Genomic DNA, 17,533 nt, shown 5'->3' with positions numbered 1-17,533 from the left:
AAATCTAGCTCATGGCTAATGTCTGCATTCAATTCCCGTCGGATAGCCCGATCGTCAATCCCGTTCCCGTCACGGTCAACGGAATCTTTACCGCAGGTCCTGAGCCGGATGCGTGGGGTGACTGGCTCTTCGGACCCGATGCTTCGTCGCTTGTCGATCTGCTCAATGGCAATGTGCTAGCGATCTCCCAGAGCGATCCTCCTGGGCCCCCGAGCTTTTCCGCGAACAGCGTAACGCCTCAGATTTACCCGTACGCGCTGGAGTCGACGTTCCAGGACGCAGCGCAAATGACGCAGATCATCGCGTTCCGAGTGCCAGAGAATAGCTGCACGCTCTGCGGCGCCGGGAGTGCTAATGGCGCGGTGGGCAGTGCGTGGGGTTCTCTCATTAACTGGGACTCGACCAACTCGCGGCTGCAGTTCTATTTGCGCATGGGTGGGTCTACCCAGACCGCAAACCTGACTGTCCCGGGCGCGCAAGTCGGCGATGTTTGTATCGCCGCGTTGGTAGACACTCCAACAGGCAGCCGCGGTTATGCGTACGGGGTTTCAACGGTCGCCACTGCTGCTGGCCCAAAAGTGGTTGTCTCTGGGAGATTTGTCTCCGTTGGAGCAAGATACAGCTCACCGAATGGATCAAATCGCGCCGAGGTCAATGCCTTTCAGCTGTACGCGAGTGCCCTAAGCGAATCGGATCTGCGCGCCAAGATGGCCCGGTTGGCATCCCGGCTTGCTGCGCGTGGGCTGCCCATCTGACGATTAGCAACCAGAACTACCCGACGCCCGCTTCGGCGGGCTTTTTCACGTCTGGAGCAAGCATGCACACGAATAACCGGGGCACATCATGAGACACCGATTCCTAACCACTGACGTGTGCGCACGCCTGTTCTGCGTGGTGTTTCTGACCTACATGGGATTGGCGGCATTGACGGTCAGGACGACTGTGCCGGGGCGGCTAGTGGCCATGGAAGGGGATTGGACGATCGTCATCTTCCTCGCGATCTTGGCTATAGCCGGAGCGGTGCTGGTGGATGTCATCGTCAATTCAATATTGCCTGACAGATACGCCTGGCAGTGGGTGAAAAGCCGGCGCGATCTGCTGTACATCATCAGCGCGCTACTCAGCATCATCCCAAGCTGGTACATGACCAAGACGTTCGGCTTGAGCTACGCGGGCAGCATCTTCTATCTGGGCGCGCCGATTCTGATTTTTCACCTGGCGCTGTGCGACATCAAAGCCAAATACGGAGCGCAAGTCAATGAAGCCCGCTAACACCCTCACGCTGGTCTCGTCTGCACTGTGGGGTGGCGCTGCGCTGGCCCAAGATGGCGTCGATTTTGGGGGCCGGTTTTCTGCTGTCTCCCTGTCTACCTGGATTTGGGCGTTCGCCATCTTGATCGGTGGCGTCCTCTTTCGGATGGCGCTCGATATCCGGGCGCAGAAATTCTCCTGGGACGCTGCTTACCTGATTCCGACCGCCGCCATCTGTGTGGGCTGCGGTTTTTTTGCCATCGGTGCAACCGAATGGTACATCGGTAAGGGAAATGCGCTGAACCCCTTCGCGCAGATGTGCGCCATCATCGCCGCGTCAATCAATTCCGAGATCGTGCTGGATCGGGTCAAGCAGTGGATCTCGCGGATCCTGGGTGGCGATAAGGCGGGGCAGTCATGAGGACGTCCGCTGATGGCATTGCCATGCTGCACCATGTCGAGCAGCTGCGTCTGAAGGCGTATCCAGATCCGGCAACGGGTGGCGCGCCGTGGACCATCGGCTATGGGCACACTGGGCCGGAGGTTTACCCCGGCCTTGTCTGGACGCCGGAGCAAGCCGAAGCAGCATTCGAACGGCGGCTGAGGGAGGAATTCGAGCCAGCCGTGATGCGGGCCTTGACGGTCGAGACCGCGCAATGCGAGTTCGACGCCATGGTGTGCTGGGCCTACAACGTGGGCGTGGGCAATATGAAGTCCTCGACCCTGATGCGCCTGCACAATGCCGGCCGCCGCGACGAAGCCGCTGAGCAGTTCCGAGTCTGGAAGCGCGCCGGCGGCAAGGACTGCACGATCCGATCCAACAACTGCTACGGCATCATCCGCCGCCGTGAAATGGAGCGCGCCCGATACCTGGGCGTCACCGGCGCCGAGGCCATAGCCATCTACGAGGCAACCAAATGAACGCGCTGCTTGCCGAAATCATGCCGTATCTGGCCGGGCTGGCTGCCCTCGCCGTGGCCTTCGTGGGCGTCTTCTTCCGGGGAAAGTCCTCCGGCAAGGATGAAGCCCGTGTCGAACAACTGGAGGCCGACACATCGGCCAGAGAGGAAGCCCGTGAAGCTGCTGCTGAAATTGAGCGTCTGGATGATGCTGCTGTTCGTGATCGCGCCCGTGAGCGGATGCGTCGGAACCAAGGTCGGTAATTATTGCCAAGTCGTGCAGCGGCCATTCGAATGGCGGTCGGATGAAGAAATCGACGCCACGCCGATTCGGCCTCTGAGGTGGATCGAGGCGGAGGCGGAGACTTGGGAGAGGATATGTAGGGCGAGGAGATCTGCCGGGGGAACAAGATAATGCTGGCGCACCGCGTCCAGGCGATGGGTCAGCATTTCGAGACTTGCTCATTTGCACAAGTGCACTGCGTGTGTCGGGCTACTGACTGTTAGCTCTTGCCAACTGACGTATGCCCCACTCTGCCGCAGTTATTGAGGAGTGCGCTGTTTGTTTGGGTCGCTTTGAGCTTGCTTGCGTGCAGCGTCATCTTTTTGCTGCTGCGATTGCTTATCTTGTGGCTTATCCGAAGGGTTGGCCTTGGGATCAGTGGAACCAGCGAAAATGCCGAAGCGTGAAGATAAAGTCATGATGGTACCTCTTAGATAATTGTGGCAAGTGCCACCCACCCACAGTACCTCCGGATCTCGTAAACACCTAACACTGAAGTGCAACACATTCCGTTGGTACTTCTAGAGGCCTATACTAAATCTCCTTATGCTCATTTCAAGGATTCGTTATGGCTAACGATCGGATAATTCGAGGGTTAGAGAGCTGGGACAACGAGGGGGGGGCTCAGATTGCTACATTAGCTGCAGCATTCGAGATTGAGGATTTTGAGGCGAGCGAACAACGCATTTTGGCGTTTCTGGGCGCTTCGCTACTGTGCCTGTGGGATGAACTACCCACCGACGCCCGACAGGCCATTTTGAATCAGAAGGCGGTTCAGAAGGCGTATGACGAATCACTCGTTAAGACTCGAATACAGTCGCTTCAAAAATAGCCCGTGTGTCACAATTGTTGTGTGCCGATGCCGCAATCAGATGGCCCGTACTTCCTTAGATGCCATCGTTCTTGGAAGCCGTTCGCTCCCACCGTTCCCACGATCGCTCTGCCCAGCGCCAAGAGTTGATCTAAATCTGTGTTCTGTATGCTCGCCCAGCGGCGGAATATAAACTCCTCCGAGGGCGTGTCGACGTAATCGAGTAGGTGAGGGGCAATGTCACGCACGTACAAAAGTGCGACGACACGTCCTGCCAGAATGGCCGCGACGGCCCATTCGTCACCGTCGTGGCTGTCTTGAAGGTATTCGGGGATTGGGTAAGTCGCCATAGCGCGATGATACCCAGGATTTCACTCAGGCAGGCTCGGCCCTAACCGCCACCCAGAACCAGTGGCTATGCTTGCCCCGCTTGGCCCGCTGGCGCTTGTAATAGATCCGCACGCGCCCGGCGTGGCCGGCATCGATTTCTGCCTGGTGCTCGCCGTCATCGGCTAGCTCTGGCGGGGGTAGGATGTGTGAAGCCTGGGCCACGAATTGGCCGGGCACTCGAGCGAGGATTCCGTTGTCTTCCATGACTGTCAAAATACTGTTTGTGTATACAGTATAGCTTGCGTAAATTGCTGTCTAAAACTCGGCGCGGCACCTTTGTAAATCAAGGGCTTAGGAGCCCTAATACATCGCTGTCATTTAGACAGGCACCAGAATTTCACCTATATAAATCAAATACTTAAGTTTGCATTTTGATGTTTTGACGGAATACATCGTGGTGGTCGCATTGGTGGCACTGGCGTCGGTCGCTGCTTATCAGAACTTCGGGGATGTGCTGCGCACGCAGACATCGGCGATGGCGCACACGCTCGCGGGCGAGGACAACACTGGTCGTGTGAATAATGCCGGCACGTTGGCCACGAATGCGGTGGCAACGGGCCATACGTTGAAGACGTACGGCAAGCCTACCGTCACGCCCGGCGCAGATAAGACCGATACCGCTTCCTCTACACAAACACCAGTCGCCGCCGCTCAATAATGGATTCGCCAGGGAGGCTCCGTGCCGTGGCGGCGTGGTGCGCGCTGATGCGCCGTCAATATCCGACTGCAGCGACTAGGCGCCTACAGGCTGGTCAAGTGCTGCCCCTGATGCTGTGCATCTTGTTGGTATGCGGAGCCGCGTGGATCGGACTGATGCGGATCTCGCTTGCGGCAGACGCCCGCGTGCGGCTAACACACGTGGCAGACGCGGTCGCTTATAGCGGGGCGGTGGCGCAGGCGCGCAGCCTTAACCTGCTGGCTTACGTTAATCGCGCGCAGGTAGCGCATCAGGTCGCGATGGCACATTTGATGACGCTGGCGTCATTGAATCAGTTTGCTGAAAACCTGGCGGTAGTGAAAGCGGCAGGCGATCCTCCCGATTGGTTGTTGCAGCGACATTTTGGCGAGGAGGCGGCTGCCGCTTACCGTATGGCCCATCTGCTGCCGGTTGCCACAGGTCGGCTTGCTGATTCTGAGAGTGAGTTGATTGGGGAAGCCATCCAGCGGCACGACAAGGTCGTACATGATGTGCTGCTGAAGGCGGCCGACGGGGTCGTCGGAAAGATGCGTGCCATGCGTGACGAAACGATGTTGCGAGTACTGCGTGCCAATTACCCGGATATAGATGGAAACGCGGTTCGTCTATCGCAGGCAGACGAGCGCGACCCCGCTGTTGCTATGCAGATCGTCGTGTCTACGGACGATCCAGCGGCGTCTGTTGCGCGCAACGAGGGCCGGAATTCGGGTGAATTTCGTCGGTGGGTGGAGCAAGCCGCCATGCGATATCCGTTTCTGCAGTCACGCGACTTGACGTCCCTGTCGGACTGGGACGCGCGGCACGACAAACGGGCGTGCGGAGAAAAGCGATTTGAATTGCGGCGCCGTGGCCATACGCTCCTGGATGATGCCGGCCATTGGTCAGCGCAGGATAGCCTTTCCTATCACGAGCTCCAGGGCAATGCCGGGCTCGCTTGCTATTACCGGGAGAATCCGCTCGCGTGGGGACAAGCCCGTGATCGGGCGGCGCAGGGGCCCGACGGCGTACGACCGCCAAGGAAGTTCTCCGATGTGCCCTTCTGGAAGTGGGTACGCGAGCACACCACCTGGGACATCGTCACCGGCGAAGAGAACTCGCTGGCGGATACGTACGCGGATTTCGACGCTGGGTTAATGGAAGCTCGCGGCTTACCGGCGTATTACAACGTCGCTGAGGGCATGGCGAATCAATCACTGCGTTTTGCTATTCAGTTGCGTCAGTCGCTAGGGTCATTACATCGCCGCGCGGCAGGCCCACGCCTCGACAGTACGTCTGGCGGCGTATTGGATACGCTCACGGCTGGGCTCGCGGTGACAGTCGGTAGTGCGGCGCAGACGTATTACAGCGATCTTGCGAGCTCGGGCCTGGACTCGAATTCGAGCTCCGATCAAAACCATAATTTGAACGCGAGCCGGAATGCTAATGCATCCATGAGCGCGGACTTGTTTCGCCCTCGCTGGAGGGCTCGGCTCGTACCTTCCAACTCGCAGGAAGCATCATGGCAATGACAGACCCGAGGCATCGCGGCCAAGCGGCTGTCGAGGCGTTATTGGCAATGGCGCTGTTGGGAGTCTTCATGCTCTCGATCATCGATCTTGGCTCCCTGATTCACCGGGTTCAGCATGCTGGACACGTCAGCCGTCTAGCGGCATTTGTTGGAGCCATCGATTCGTCTGCCTCGGATAACGCACTTCAGTCTCGATTGAGCATCGAACGTCAACCCACAGCAGGATCATCGCAAGATGCAAACGTGTCGGCGGTCGGCCAGCATGCGGAGAAAGGTAACGGCTCCGATGCAGGCGATGGCAATACTTCAACAATTAGCGCGTTGATGCGGGATTGGGTCGACGTCGATTCAGAACTGCGCGTGGCGACCGTGACCGTAAGCGCCATGCGGGGAAGTGACGTTAATCGCCCGTGGTTGCCCTCGATAAAGCGCCGGACGGTGATCGCGATCGACGCCGGCACCGAATTGTCGGACGCCGAAGTGGCACGGCGTTTACAGACATCCGAGCACGGCTGGTCGCATAGCGCGAAGCAATCCGCTGAGGTGGCCGATAGCGTGCTCCGACGGCTGGAGCACATCGCCGCTCCCAGGAGGGCCGTGGGTTGGCCTGGTGAATGGGTCGAGGCCTGGAGCGACCTGCCTGCCGGTGTGCAAAGCGGTACCGCTGCCAACAGGAAAGTAGGGAGGAGAGATGAATAAGCCATTTGCGATGCATCCGAGGCAACTCTCAGCGGGATGGATGACGTGTCTTTGGTTTGTCTTCGCCTTCGTCTCGGTCACAAGTGTGGTCCTTGAGGCCCGCGCGGATGACCCGGACTTTGCGTGGCGCATTCCGCCGGATAGCACGCCCGCACTCGCGCTGACGAGCGTGCGCGCGTTTGGCATTCCCCTTGATGTTCAGGCGTTCCATATGCCTTATCCGGTCATCGAGGTGTTAAGTCATATGCGCCAGCAGTATCCCTCGCTGTCCCAGATGCCCGCAAAACCTGAACAGGGCATTCAACTGGCAGGCCAAGTCCAAGGGCGATCCGCGTTGATTACGCTGTCACCGGTGGGACTCAGGCATACGTATGGGACTTTCTCACTGGCATCTCTGACTACCGACGCGGGCGATCCATTGGGTGCATTGGATGTTTCGTTGCATGACGACACGGTGCCGCCGATATGGATACCGCGTTCTGCGTCGTTGACGATGCATGTCGAACAACGGGGCCATCGCGACACGCGGCCGGGCATGCAACACGTGCAGACCCAACGGATGATCAACCCACAGGCGATCAATCAACCCGCGGTGATCCAGCAAGTGTGGCGTCTGACATACCCTTTACAAGTCGCATGGCGGACCATCAATCAGGGGTTGCGTCATAACGGCTGGGTGCAGGAGATTTCGAATGATATGGCTGGTTACTGGCGGCAGGATCGGCAGTCGCTTTATGTGTCATTAGCGGAAATCGAAGAGGGTACCGCGGTGTACCTGCAGCTGACCGAGGAGACAATGCCATGACCTCTCTTCACTCGCCACTGCCCGTCAGGCTCCGCAAACTCGGGGTATACGGCGTATCGCTGGTAGCGGGCTTGTCGGCGGCTTGGGCCGTACACGAGCACATCCAATCGCGCGAAGCGGAACTGGCACGCCAAGCACAGGTGCCGACGCAAGAGCGCGTAGTTGTCGCCGTCGATCTTCCGGCTGGAAAGCCGTTAGGTATCGACGACCTGGCATTGCGAGAGGTGCCTCTGGCTTGGTTACCCGCGCATTCTTTCGGAGCCGAAGCCGTGGATGAAGTCTTGGGCCGAAAATTGGCCACGGATTTGAAGCAGGGCGAAATTCTGCAGCCCACACATATCGCCGCCACAGAACAGCCTGCGCCATCAGAGCGTGTGCAACCGGGTCGACGCGCATTGGCATTGACGGTGGGAGAGATCGATGCCGCCACGGGCGTGCTGCGCACCGGCGATCTGATCGATTTGTTTGTGTCGTTTGCCCATCATGGTCAGCGCATCACCTCCCCACTGGCAACTGGCGTGCGGGTCCTCGCGATGGAAAACGGACCGGATCCTCGCGCACTCATCACACTCGACGTATCGGAAAAGGATGCGATAAAGCTCGTGGCTGCCCGCCAAGCGGGGCGCATGACCGCTGTGTTGCGCCATAGACAAGATGCGGTCGTTGCAGGTAACGCAGAGCCAAAAGATCTGGCGGCGTGGATGGGCCTCGAACGCCCTCACGAGGTGCAGCGCCGCCATGTTCCTGTCCTGTATGGCGACCGTGTAGATAGCCAGAACTGGGTTTTCGAGTCTGGCTCGGAAGGCACAGGTGGCCGTCCCGCATCATCGGGCGCTGGCGGGCGTAGCACGCCTGCGGGCGATGCCAGCAAGCAGGAGAAATGATGGCCGCAGGCGGTGGTTTGACGTGGCTGATTGCCAGCCTTTGTTTGGCGTGCGTAGCGAAAACAGTAGCAGCACCTGCGAATCTGACGATGGAAGTCGGCCAGACCAAGGTCATTTCACATGCCTCGGTGGCACGGGTTGCGGTGGGCAACGGGCAGGTCGTCAGCGCCGTCTCCGTTGATGGCCGCGAGGTGGTGCTATTTGCACGGCAAGAAGGCGGGTCCTCGGTTCATGTGTGGGGAGAAAACGGTGTATCCGCTGCTTATGAAGTGCAGGTCAGGCCCGCGGGATGGGCGCAACTGCACCGGGAAGTCCAGACATTGCTCTCGCATATCCCAAGCGTGCGTAGCTCGATCGTTGGTGACAACATCGTCATAGAGGGGGAGGATCTGGGCGACGACGACCGCGAACGCGTGGCGGCGCTCGTGCGCCGCTTCCCGCGTATCGTGGATTTCACGGGTCAGGTTGGATGGGACCGAATGGTGTTGCTCGATGTGCAAGTGGTCGAGTTACCAAGCATCCACCTGCGGGATTTCGGCGTGCATTGGGATGCCATGTCTCAAGGGGGCTTGCAGACTGGTGTGTTCTGGCAGCCCGGGGGCCAAGCGCAACTCGCTGCAGGCGCGGCACCTTCGCCTCTGACGAGCGCTGGGGCCACCGTGGGCGGATATTTCGGGATGAATGCCTTGCTCACCTCGCGCATTGCGGCGTTGGCCCAGCAAGGTGAAGCGGTGATGCTCGCGCAGCCCCAGCTGCTGGCCCGTAGTGGCGCGACCGCATCTTTCTTGGCCGGGGGCGAGGTGCCCTATACCACTACGGATGCCAACGGTCGCAGTCACACGCAATTCAAACCGTACGGTGTGTCTTTGAATATCACCCCGCGTATTGACCGCAATGGGGCAATACGCTCGCGCATTGAAGTGGAAGCCAGTTCAGTCGATATGTCTCTTAGTGTGGCGGGTGGACCGGCGTTGCGCACCAGGCGTGCCACCACCGAGTTCAACGTGCGATCGGGACAGACCCTGGTCATCGGCGGGTTCCTCTCCAGGGAACGATCGAACGAAAAGAAAGGCGTGCCCGTGCTGCAGGATATTCCGGGCTTGGGCTCGTTATTCTCCGCGCAGCGCGAGCGACATTCAGAAACGGAACTGGCCATCTTCGTCACGCCGCGCATCGTGTCACAAGATCATCCAGAGCTCGCCCAACGCGTGCAGCAGGGCAGGGACGTTCTCGACAGCGCTTTTCCAGAACCCACACGCCTGGGCACGGCGACGCCTCGCAACGATGACGCGGGAGACTGGAGCATGGATCGAGGCCCCGGTTCGCAATGGCAGCCCCTGCACGACGCGCCACCAGGGGAATGAGTATGCTGACTCTCTTACTAACTTATGAAAGTGGCAAACAACAGACTGTCAGTGTGAATACGCCGTTAACCATCGGAAGAGCCGCCAATAGTGGTTTACGCATCAGGAACTGGCGGGTGTCGGGACAGCACGCCCGGCTCAATGGTCGTGGGCAAACGTTGGAGTTAGAAGACCTGGGCTCTTTATTTGGGACCTGGGTGAACGGCCGTCGCGTCACGGTACATCGACCGGTGCTGCCGGACGACGCCATTGTTATCGGACCGTGTCGGATTTACGTGCGGCCTGATGGAGAGACCTCACAGGGCGAAGCCTGTTACGCCATTGCCCATTCCTTCGAGGCCATATGCGCGAATCGCATGGAGCCGGGATCCTGTAATAGCACAGACGATATTGGATTGGATGGTGATTTAGCCAGGCCCGCACGGACGAATAGTCTTCCCACGCCCGCACCGTCTGACACACCAAACCCAAGCTCGCCCGCAGCCCACGACGGCCCCGAAAGTTCAACGAAAAACGCGCCAGGAATTGTTTCGCCGGTGGATATACGTGTATGCGTGGATGGCGCAGACCGGAACGCGCCCGCGGATGCGCGTCTTCAAGCATTACGTCAACGTCTACATACCAAACTGCGTGAAGCGCTCGATCTGCGGCGACGTGATATCGCCAGCATGAGTGATGTGACCTTGCGAGAGGTGGCCCGCACGCTGCTCGAAACGATCTCGGTAGACGCCGACGCGCGCCTGACCGATTCCGAACGCGAGTCCATCTGCCGCGAGGTATTGGACGAAGCCTTAGGCCTGGGCCCTCTGGAGGCTTTGTTGCACGACCCGACCATCACCGAAATTATGGTCAATCGCTACGACGAAATCTATGTTGAACGAGAAGGCCGTCTGTCACGACACAAAGCGGTATTCAGCAGCGAACAGTCGGTACGATGGGCGATTGAGCGCATTGTTGCGCCGGTCGGCCGTCGTATCGACGAAAGTTCTCCCATGGTCGATGCGCGCTTATCAGACGGCTCTCGCGTCAATGCCGTCATTCCGCCGATCGCGTTAAAAGGCGCGAGCCTCACTATCCGCAAGTTTCCCGCTTCCAGGCCGAAAATCGCCGATCTGATAGGCCATGGCTCAATGTCGCCTGTCATGGCGGATTTTCTGATGCGCTGCGTGCAGACGCGAAAAAATATTGTGGTGTCAGGCGGCACGGGAGCAGGTAAGACAACGTTACTTAATGCCCTGGTCGCAGGCATCCCAGGCGAAGAGCGTATCGTGACAATTGAAGATGCGGCGGAGTTGATGCTCGAGCATGGCAATTGGGTGGCGCTGGAATCCCGGCCGCCCAATCTTGAGCATCGTGGGCGTATCGATATTCGCGACCTTGTGCGCAATGCATTGAGAATGCGCCCTGACCGCATCATTGTTGGGGAGTGCCGGGGCGCAGAGGCCTTCGATATGCTCACGGCGATGAATACCGGTCATGAGGGGTCATTGACCACACTACATGCGAACTCGCCGCGTGACGCGCTTAGCCGTCTGGAAAGTATGGTGCTGATCGCGGGCATGGATCTGCCATTGCCGATTGTGCGCGAACATATCGCCGCCAGCCTCGACCTCGTCGTCCAAGTGGTGCGCCTGACTGACGGCCGCCGTGTTGTGCATTCGATCGCCGAGATTACCGGGATGGAGGGCAATCAGATTCAGGTGCAGGAATTGTTCCGTCATACGCGCACGGGGAGCTTTAGAGAAAGCGGCTTGGTGCCCACGTTCATTGACGAATGGCGCGAAGCTGGCGTGGCGTTCGATGGCGCGGCGTTTGGCTCGGCAGCGACAAAAAGGCCGCAAGGCATCGATAGCGGTGTTGACTGTCGACCGCGGGCACACCACGAGAGTACCTGACATGGTTTGGTTTGCACTTGGTATGTCCGCATTGAGTGCCTTGCTCCTGGTCTGGCGCATACAGCTGTCTCTCGGGCCAGCATTGCGGCGCTACCGCGAGGTCTATACCCGCCAAACCCATGTCACGTTGGAGGAACTGTTTCTCTTCGTGGACGACGATCACTTGTGGTTAGGAACGCTGATGTTGGCGTTGATGGCGGGAGGGTTGATATTCGCGTGTACGGGGAGTTTCCTCGCCATGGGGGTGATTGTCCTAGGTACTTTCCAAGTCCCGCGTTTGGGTACACGTTGGCTGCGTCGACGTCGGTTGTTTCGATACGAGCGCGATTTGCCAGCAGCGCTGCAGGCGCTGGCGGCCTCGCTGCGATGTGGCCTGAGTCTACCAGCTGCGTTACGGCATCTGTTGGACTATAGCGAGGCACCGATCACGCAAGAATTCGGCCTGTTGTTGCGCGAGCATCGAGTGGGAGTGCCATTCGATACTGCGCTTCAGCATCTGGGCGAGCGAGTGCCATCCGAAGCCAATATCCTGCTCGTCGCCGCGTTGCGCGTCGCTTCCCAAACTGGAGGCGCGCTCGCTGAAACCCTGGAGCGGCTCGCCGTGACGCTACGCGAGCATCAGCGCATGCAAGACAAAGTCAGGACTTTAACCGCTCAAGGCCGCCTTCAAGCTTGGATCGTCGGCGCGTTGCCCTTGCTGCTGCTGGTGGCGCTAAGCTATCTAGATCCTGATGCGATGCACCAAATGTGGACGACTACCGCGGGCTGGATCACCCTGGCCGTGGTCGCTACCTTGGAGCTAGCGGGCATATGGCTCATCCGCCGTATCGTGACGATCGATATCTGACCGGGGCAACCATGTGGATGCTACTCGGGATAGTGCTGGCGGGACTGGCGGCTTCCAGCGTGACATGGCTGCTATTGAGAGCAATCAGTGCATCGGGTCGCGTGGGTGGCTCCACATACGTTCCAGTCGCATGGCGCCTCGCCTGGCCGTGGTTATCAGCATGGTCCGCCGTGCTGGGCCGTCACCTGACCTGGCGCCAACGAGAATGGTTGACGGCCTGGGCGCAACAGGCAGGCTTGCCTCCTTGCGTGACCCCCGCGCATCTCTGCGCCTGTGGAGTGAGCGTGGCATTGATGGGCACATTCGTTGGGTTTTACCTGGCTGTATTGGCCGACTCGCGCCAGGCGCAGGCTTATGCGATGCTGTTTGGCGCGGTTTTCGCGGTGGTCTGGCTGGGGTCGGTGCTAGATGCTCGGGTGCAGCGTCGCAGGCGAATCTTTGAACGCTCCTTGCCGTTTATGCTGGATATGATCACGCTCTGTGTGGAATCGGGCCTTAGTCTGCATAGTGCGCTGCATCTGGTGGCAAAGATGGGCCCGCCCGGTCCATTGCGCGACGAGGTCTCCCACGCGCTGACGGATATGCGTGCCGGTGTTCCGCGCCAAACGGCGTTGCAAGCCTTGGTCACGCGATGTGGCAGCCCAACCGTACGTGCCTGGGTGTTGTCGATGCAGCAAGCCGCGGAATCTGGCATGAGCCTGAGCGTGTTCTTGCGCGAGCACGCCGCGCATACCCGTCTGCAACGGGTACAGCGCGCCGAGACATTGGCAATGGAAGCACCGGTGCGGATGCTGCTGCCCTTGATCGGGTGCATCTTTCCCTGCACATTCATCGTTTTGGCATTCCCGATCGTCGTGCAAATATGGGGGGGTGGATGACACATCCGCGAGCCTCCAGGAATCGCATCCGTCTCGTGCGGGCGCGCGGCTTTCTCGGCCGCTTACGTGGGCTCTTGTGTCGCGCTACCGCGCCAGGGCCGCGCACCGGATTCTGGCTCAAACCTTGCTCGTCGATCCATACTTTTGGCATGCGGTTCGCTATCGATGTGGCTTTCATAGACCGTGCGGGCAAGGTGCAACGCCTTGTCCGTAATGTGCCCCCCGGGCGTATGGTGTTCTGCTTTGGAGCCGCCTCGGCGGTCGAGCTGGCGGTGAAGCCCTATGAGTCAACGCCAAGATACCGCCGGCGGCTACAGGTTGCGGTGGCTCAGGCCAGCCGAGCACGAAGAAAATGAGCCGCTCGGACGAGCGCGCAAATAGTTCCATCGGATTGGTCTGATTCTTCAAACCGCAACGGAGTCGTAGACTCGCCTCGTTCCAGGTTGAAATCCTTGTAGTGCCTGCATGAATCACCCAGTTTTCCGGTGAAGTCAGGCCATCGGCAGCCCTTTAGCGCTTTTAGAAGCTTGGGTAGTGTTGCGGCCGTCCTTTCTTTATCGAGTAACAGCTGTGCACCTTGTTAGTTTGAGTAACCAGTCGGAGAGACTTGGAAGGTTCCCCGTCATTCCCTCCCTATTGGCTTTTGCGCTTCGTACATCTCCGGCCACATCATGATCAAGAATCGAAAGTGTCCGGGCCGCGTTATCGCAGGACTATTGTTTACCCCCGGTTGGATGTCGGCATGGGCGCAGACGCTGCCCATCACGCCGGATACGGGCGAGCTGGGCAACACGCCGGTGCTCAGCGAGAGCCATGGCGTGCCCGTCATCCAAATTGCCCCGCCGTCCGCGAAGGGCGTTTCGCATAACCGCTACCTTGAATTTAACGTTGGTACGGGCGGCGTGATCCTGAACAATGGTGCGGATGTCAGCCAAACGCAGCTGGGTGGCGAGATCTCGGGGAACCCCCAGCTGGGCGGGCGCCACGCGGCGGCGATCCTGAACCAGGTGACCGCGGCGAATCCCTCGCTGCTGCGCGGCATGCTGGAAGTCGCCGGTCGCTCCGCGCATGTCATCATTGCCAATCCGGCTGGAATCACATGCGATGGATGTGACTGGCTGAATGCCTCGCGTGTCACGCTTACCACCGGTCGGCCCCATATCGGGACGGGGGGTGATCTGGCGTTCGAGATCACCTCCGGTACGCTAAGGATCGACGGTGAGGGATTGAAGGGTGCGAATGCGGATCAGGTGGACCTGCTCGCCCGAGCATTGATCTTGAACGCGGGCGTGTGGGCCGATCGCCTGAATGTGGTGGCCGGTGCGGCGCACGTTGACCTGGACACCGGGCAGGTGCGCAATATCGCCGGGCGAGGCCCGCAGCCAGAGGTGGCATTAGACGCTTCCGCCTTAGGCGGCATGTATGCCAACAGCATTCGGCTGGTGGGTACGGAAGCAGGGGTGGGGGTCAACTTACGTGGCACTCTCGCAGCGCTGACGGGTGATCTGACGGTGTCCGCAGCGGGAGATATAAACATCACACCGCATTCCACCATGATCGCCAAAGAGAGACTTTCTTTATACACACCCGCAAAGGCGGATATCCGCAAAGCCACCTTGCGTGGCGACCAGATCGATATCGGCGCGCAGCAGTTGCGCACCGGCGAGGGCAAGCTGCTTGGCGGCGGCGATATCCACGTGAATTGCCAGGGTGATCTTGTGCACCTGGGCGCCATCTCCTCGGGTGGATCCGCGCAGTTAGAAGCGCGAAACATCGTCAACGAGTCGGGTAGCCTCGTGCAAGCGGGTCGGGTAACGGTCGTCGCCCGAGACGAACTGCGCAGTGCCGGCGCTGACTTCGTGGGCGAGAGCGTCATGCTTTCATCGGGCGGGGACATGTATCTTTCGGCCGACGGGCAACCTGCAGCCGTGACGCCGGCGCAGCGTATCGCCTTTGCTGGAGCGACGCACATTCAGGCCGGCAATTTGACCATGCACGCAGGCAACGATATCGACATGCATCAGGCATACCTCGCGGTCGATCGCGATGCAAACATGTACGCCGCGCAGACTATCCGCTTGCATGATTCCTTGCTGTCGCATCCCGACATCCAGGGATCGCCTAATCATGAAGCCAGGGCCGATCAGAAAGCGCTACCGGACATCGCAAAGCTAAATGCGCTTGAGCCATCCCGACACGTTTCAAATGAACCGCAGCAAACCAACGCCATACCACGCGCTAGAGAACTGCGCCTGAGCGCTGGCCGGGACATCGAAATTAGCGCGGGCACGGTGCATGACAGTACCTCTTTTGTCCAGCGAGACAGTACCCAGGGCTTGCTTTGGTCAACCATCGTGGACACCACGACTTCAGCACGTTCGGCTAGGGCGCGCGCCTCGATGCTATCAGGACAGAACGTCGAATTATTGGCGGGCCAGGACGTCGTCATTTCGGGCTCCGATGTCGGTGCCCGAAACAATCTCCGGATCACAGCAGGGCGCGATGTGTCGATTGTGGCCGCAGCGCATCAGAAAGAAACGCGGCGGGTGGAACAAACGCGTATGACAGGCGCGGGCGTCCTGAGTCTTCTGAGTATTGGACGAAATACACAAACGCGAACGCACCAACTGAATGAAACGCGCCTCGACCCGAGTCTGATCGGCAGCCTGACCGACAGCATCACGATAAAAGGCGGTCATAGCGTTAACGTCAAATCCAGCGGCATTGTGGCGCCGGGGGGGGACATCACCCTGGTCGCTCCGCGTGTCGCCATTCATCACACCCCGAGGCCTCAACGCGCCACAGAAAATGTCGAGCAGCTACGCACCGGCGTCTCGGTTGTCGTCGGGACACCCATACTCGCCGCAGTCCAGCTAATGAGCGAAATGGCCGAGGGCGCCGAGCCCAGCGCCAGCCGTCTGTTGCAAACCCTGCCCACGGGCGCGGCTGCCTTGGCGATAGACAACACAATTTCCGTGATCAGGGAGCAGCGCGCGGTGCCGGACGGAAACTTCGCGGATTATATCGGCAACATCAGGACGAGTCTCCAAGTGGAGGCCGGTATGCAGGCCGCGGAAACGCTGACCGAGTCAACTCGCGTCGCACCAGCCTTCGTCACCGCGGGGAGGAGGTTAACCGTGCATGCATCCGGGCGCGAAGCTCACCTTAGCGTACAGGCATCGACATTGTCCTCGAATGGCGATGTATCCCTGGTCTCGCAAGGGGAGATCGAGTTGCGCGGTGCGCGGCACGAAGTTGAGCAAAAGCGCACCGGTGGCGGTTCGGGGGGGCGTATTGGTATCGGCGCCTCGTTAAGCGCCGCGGGTCCGGCCCTGGGTACGCATTTGGGCGCCAACTATGCCTCGATGCTGAGCGAGGCGGTCGACAGCGATGTGATCCAGGCACGCGTGCAGACTGGCGCAAGGCTGTCCGCGTCGGCGTCATCGCACATGACACTGCAGGGCGCTGATGTGACCGCGTGGCATGCGACGGCGAACGTCGGCGGCGATCTCAATATGGAGAGTCTGGGCAGCGGCAGTCAGCTGGTCAGCGAGGCCAAACGCATGAGTGCGGGTGGCGTGATTGGAGTCAGTCTGACCGGCACTATTAGTCTCGCGGACAACGCATTCCATGGTTCATATGCGAGCGTCAAGGAAACGACCGGCGTACACGCCGGGTCCGAAGGCTTCGATATCTCGGTCAGTGGAGGCACCTCGTTAAAAGGTGCCTCCATTACCAGCGCGGCGTCGGACACTGCGCGCAATCGTTTCAAGACGCGAACCTTGCGTGCAGAGAACATCATCGACCATGCAGACCATGAAGCGGTCGCGCGAACCCTGGGTGCCGTCAAGTACACCCTGGCCGGCGGCGGTGTTGCACCTTCGTTCGGTTGGGCGAATCGCGCGGATAAGGTCCAGACCGTGACGCCTAGCATCATCACCGGGTTCGCGTCGACTTTGCCGCAGACGCCATCGCAAACCGTACCGCTCGCAAGCGCGGCTTCCTCGCAGGGCGCGCATGCCGACGATGACTTCAAAACTGGGTTGCCGACCGTTCACTTGATGCGTCCATGGGACGCGGAGCGACTCAGCGCGCAGGTCGACTTCGAAGCAGGCGTCATGTCTACCTTTATGCAGCAAGCGGGGCAGACGTATCGGGTATATACACACGACGCGTTCAAACCAGGCGGCCTCTTTTCAGGGCAGCCCCACGTTGCGCTTGACGATCCGACGCCCCATGAAGCCACCGACATGGCCCCAGCGTGGGTTCCGGTGCGGGTTTCCGATGCCGAAGTCAGCATACTCGCTGGTGCGCGATAACGGG

The 17,533-nt window shown here is 59.6% G+C and carries 19 protein-coding genes; 17 read left to right on the top strand and 2 right to left on the bottom strand.

Annotation, left to right across the window (positions count from 1 at the left end):
* The first annotated feature begins 11 nt into the window (after positions 1 to 11).
* The 5 genes from GOQ25_RS11350 to GOQ25_RS11330 all read left to right on the top strand — a co-directional run bounded on the left by GOQ25_RS11350 (position 12) and on the right by GOQ25_RS11330 (position 2,414).
* Positions 12 to 755 (top strand): hypothetical protein, encoded by a 744-nt coding sequence (locus GOQ25_RS11350; protein WP_160350574.1) that lies wholly within the window; start codon positions 12 to 14, stop codon positions 753 to 755.
* 88 nt (positions 756 to 843) lie between these two features.
* Entirely contained in the window at positions 844 to 1,272 is a 429-nt protein-coding gene (locus tag GOQ25_RS11345; protein WP_160350573.1) for a hypothetical protein, read from the top strand.
* The gene (locus GOQ25_RS11340; protein ID WP_160350572.1) at positions 1,259 to 1,672 is read left to right on the top strand and encodes a hypothetical protein; all 414 of its coding nucleotides are present in this window, start codon (positions 1,259 to 1,261) and stop codon (positions 1,670 to 1,672) included. The genes GOQ25_RS11345 and GOQ25_RS11340 overlap by 14 nt, the downstream gene beginning before the upstream one ends.
* A complete protein-coding gene (locus GOQ25_RS11335; RefSeq protein WP_160350571.1) occupies positions 1,669 to 2,172 on the top strand; it encodes a lysozyme in 504 nt (167 codons plus the stop codon). Before GOQ25_RS11340 ends, GOQ25_RS11335 begins: the two co-directional genes overlap by 4 nt.
* Positions 2,169 to 2,414: a hypothetical protein gene (locus tag GOQ25_RS11330; RefSeq protein ID WP_160350570.1), complete on the top strand. Its 246-nt coding sequence runs from the start codon at positions 2,169 to 2,171 to the stop codon at positions 2,412 to 2,414. The genes GOQ25_RS11335 and GOQ25_RS11330 overlap by 4 nt, the downstream gene beginning before the upstream one ends.
* Before the next feature lie 279 nt (positions 2,415 to 2,693).
* Here GOQ25_RS11330 and GOQ25_RS19380 read toward each other — a convergent pair whose 3' ends face one another.
* Positions 2,694 to 2,852: a hypothetical protein gene (locus GOQ25_RS19380; RefSeq protein ID WP_202109416.1), complete on the bottom strand. Its 159-nt coding sequence runs from the start codon at positions 2,850 to 2,852 to the stop codon at positions 2,694 to 2,696.
* 149 nt (positions 2,853 to 3,001) lie between these two features.
* On the opposite strand from GOQ25_RS19380, the gene GOQ25_RS11325 reads away from it, so the two are divergent.
* Complete coding sequence (locus GOQ25_RS11325; protein ID WP_160350569.1) at positions 3,002 to 3,265, top strand: hypothetical protein; 264 nt, start codon at positions 3,002 to 3,004, stop codon at positions 3,263 to 3,265.
* A 354-nt stretch (positions 3,266 to 3,619) separates the two neighbouring features.
* Here the strand turns inward: GOQ25_RS11325 and GOQ25_RS11320 are convergent, their stop codons facing one another.
* Positions 3,620 to 3,838, bottom strand: coding sequence for a hypothetical protein (locus GOQ25_RS11320; RefSeq protein ID WP_160350568.1), 219 nt, complete (start codon positions 3,836 to 3,838; stop codon positions 3,620 to 3,622).
* A 160-nt stretch (positions 3,839 to 3,998) separates the two neighbouring features.
* Between GOQ25_RS11320 and GOQ25_RS19375 the strand changes: the two genes are divergently transcribed.
* The 11 genes from GOQ25_RS19375 to GOQ25_RS11270 all read left to right on the top strand — a co-directional run bounded on the left by GOQ25_RS19375 (position 3,999) and on the right by GOQ25_RS11270 (position 17,529).
* On the top strand, positions 3,999 to 4,292 hold the full coding sequence (locus GOQ25_RS19375; protein ID WP_202109415.1) for a hypothetical protein: 294 nt from the start codon (positions 3,999 to 4,001) through the stop codon (positions 4,290 to 4,292).
* Between the two features lie 155 nt (positions 4,293 to 4,447).
* Positions 4,448 to 5,839, top strand: a complete 1,392-nt coding sequence (locus GOQ25_RS11315; protein ID WP_160350567.1) for a hypothetical protein — start codon at positions 4,448 to 4,450, stop codon at positions 5,837 to 5,839.
* Positions 5,830 to 6,537, top strand: a complete 708-nt coding sequence (locus GOQ25_RS11310) for a TadE/TadG family type IV pilus assembly protein (RefSeq protein ID WP_160350566.1) — start codon at positions 5,830 to 5,832, stop codon at positions 6,535 to 6,537. Before GOQ25_RS11315 ends, GOQ25_RS11310 begins: the two co-directional genes overlap by 10 nt.
* Complete coding sequence (locus GOQ25_RS11305; protein WP_160350565.1) at positions 6,530 to 7,342, top strand: hypothetical protein; 813 nt, start codon at positions 6,530 to 6,532, stop codon at positions 7,340 to 7,342. Before GOQ25_RS11310 ends, GOQ25_RS11305 begins: the two co-directional genes overlap by 8 nt.
* On the top strand, positions 7,339 to 8,226 hold the full coding sequence (gene cpaB, locus GOQ25_RS11300) for a Flp pilus assembly protein CpaB (protein ID WP_160350564.1): 888 nt from the start codon (positions 7,339 to 7,341) through the stop codon (positions 8,224 to 8,226). Before GOQ25_RS11305 ends, cpaB begins: the two co-directional genes overlap by 4 nt.
* The gene (locus GOQ25_RS11295; RefSeq protein WP_160350563.1) at positions 8,223 to 9,590 is read left to right on the top strand and encodes a type II and III secretion system protein family protein; all 1,368 of its coding nucleotides are present in this window, start codon (positions 8,223 to 8,225) and stop codon (positions 9,588 to 9,590) included. The genes cpaB and GOQ25_RS11295 overlap by 4 nt, the downstream gene beginning before the upstream one ends.
* Positions 9,554 to 11,485, top strand: coding sequence for an ATPase, T2SS/T4P/T4SS family (locus GOQ25_RS11290; RefSeq protein ID WP_370519940.1), 1,932 nt, complete (start codon positions 9,554 to 9,556; stop codon positions 11,483 to 11,485). The genes GOQ25_RS11295 and GOQ25_RS11290 overlap by 37 nt, the downstream gene beginning before the upstream one ends.
* A 22-nt stretch (positions 11,486 to 11,507) precedes the next feature.
* Positions 11,508 to 12,332, top strand: a complete 825-nt coding sequence (locus GOQ25_RS11285) for a type II secretion system F family protein (RefSeq protein WP_202109662.1) — start codon at positions 11,508 to 11,510, stop codon at positions 12,330 to 12,332.
* On the top strand, positions 12,296 to 13,210 hold the full coding sequence (locus GOQ25_RS11280; RefSeq protein WP_236844269.1) for a type II secretion system F family protein: 915 nt from the start codon (positions 12,296 to 12,298) through the stop codon (positions 13,208 to 13,210). Before GOQ25_RS11285 ends, GOQ25_RS11280 begins: the two co-directional genes overlap by 37 nt.
* A complete protein-coding gene (locus GOQ25_RS11275; RefSeq protein WP_370519939.1) occupies positions 13,195 to 13,566 on the top strand; it encodes a DUF192 domain-containing protein in 372 nt (123 codons plus the stop codon). The genes GOQ25_RS11280 and GOQ25_RS11275 overlap by 16 nt, the downstream gene beginning before the upstream one ends.
* 315 nt (positions 13,567 to 13,881) lie before the next feature.
* Positions 13,882 to 17,529 (top strand): filamentous hemagglutinin N-terminal domain-containing protein, encoded by a 3,648-nt coding sequence (locus tag GOQ25_RS11270; protein WP_160350560.1) that lies wholly within the window; start codon positions 13,882 to 13,884, stop codon positions 17,527 to 17,529.
* Positions 17,530 to 17,533: the final 4 nt, after the last annotated feature.

This window comes from Bordetella sp. 15P40C-2, assembly GCF_009763235.1.
GTDB lineage: Bacteria > Pseudomonadota > Gammaproteobacteria > Burkholderiales > Burkholderiaceae_B > Bordetella_A.
Note: the sequence above shows the minus strand (reverse complement) of the source record. Positions and strands in the feature narration are given on the sequence as shown.

Bases quoted from the DNA above. Each gene is read 5' to 3' on its own strand.
- cpaB (WP_160350564.1), top strand. From the start codon at position 7,339: ATGACCTCTCTTCACTCGCCACTGCCCGTCAGGCTCCGCAAACTCGGG.
- GOQ25_RS11305 (WP_160350565.1), top strand. From the start codon at position 6,530: ATGAATAAGCCATTTGCGATGCATCCGAGGCAACTCTCAGCGGGATGG.
- GOQ25_RS11280 (WP_236844269.1), top strand. From the start codon at position 12,296: ATGGCTCATCCGCCGTATCGTGACGATCGATATCTGACCGGGGCAACC.
- GOQ25_RS11270 (WP_160350560.1), top strand. From the start codon at position 13,882: ATGATCAAGAATCGAAAGTGTCCGGGCCGCGTTATCGCAGGACTATTG.
- GOQ25_RS11285 (WP_202109662.1), top strand. From the start codon at position 11,508: ATGTCCGCATTGAGTGCCTTGCTCCTGGTCTGGCGCATACAGCTGTCT.
- GOQ25_RS11335 (WP_160350571.1), top strand. From the start codon at position 1,669: ATGAGGACGTCCGCTGATGGCATTGCCATGCTGCACCATGTCGAGCAG.
- GOQ25_RS11295 (WP_160350563.1), top strand. From the start codon at position 8,223: ATGATGGCCGCAGGCGGTGGTTTGACGTGGCTGATTGCCAGCCTTTGT.
- GOQ25_RS11320 (WP_160350568.1), bottom strand. From the start codon at position 3,838: ATGGAAGACAACGGAATCCTCGCTCGAGTGCCCGGCCAATTCGTGGCC.
- GOQ25_RS11345 (WP_160350573.1), top strand. From the start codon at position 844: ATGAGACACCGATTCCTAACCACTGACGTGTGCGCACGCCTGTTCTGC.
- GOQ25_RS11310 (WP_160350566.1), top strand. From the start codon at position 5,830: ATGGCAATGACAGACCCGAGGCATCGCGGCCAAGCGGCTGTCGAGGCG.
- GOQ25_RS11315 (WP_160350567.1), top strand. From the start codon at position 4,448: ATGCGGATCTCGCTTGCGGCAGACGCCCGCGTGCGGCTAACACACGTG.
- GOQ25_RS11350 (WP_160350574.1), top strand. From the start codon at position 12: ATGGCTAATGTCTGCATTCAATTCCCGTCGGATAGCCCGATCGTCAAT.
- GOQ25_RS11275 (WP_370519939.1), top strand. From the start codon at position 13,195: ATGGGGGGGTGGATGACACATCCGCGAGCCTCCAGGAATCGCATCCGT.
- GOQ25_RS11330 (WP_160350570.1), top strand. From the start codon at position 2,169: ATGAACGCGCTGCTTGCCGAAATCATGCCGTATCTGGCCGGGCTGGCT.
- GOQ25_RS11340 (WP_160350572.1), top strand. From the start codon at position 1,259: ATGAAGCCCGCTAACACCCTCACGCTGGTCTCGTCTGCACTGTGGGGT.
- GOQ25_RS11325 (WP_160350569.1), top strand. From the start codon at position 3,002: ATGGCTAACGATCGGATAATTCGAGGGTTAGAGAGCTGGGACAACGAG.
- GOQ25_RS19380 (WP_202109416.1), bottom strand. From the start codon at position 2,852: ATGACTTTATCTTCACGCTTCGGCATTTTCGCTGGTTCCACTGATCCC.
- GOQ25_RS11290 (WP_370519940.1), top strand. From the start codon at position 9,554: ATGGCAGCCCCTGCACGACGCGCCACCAGGGGAATGAGTATGCTGACT.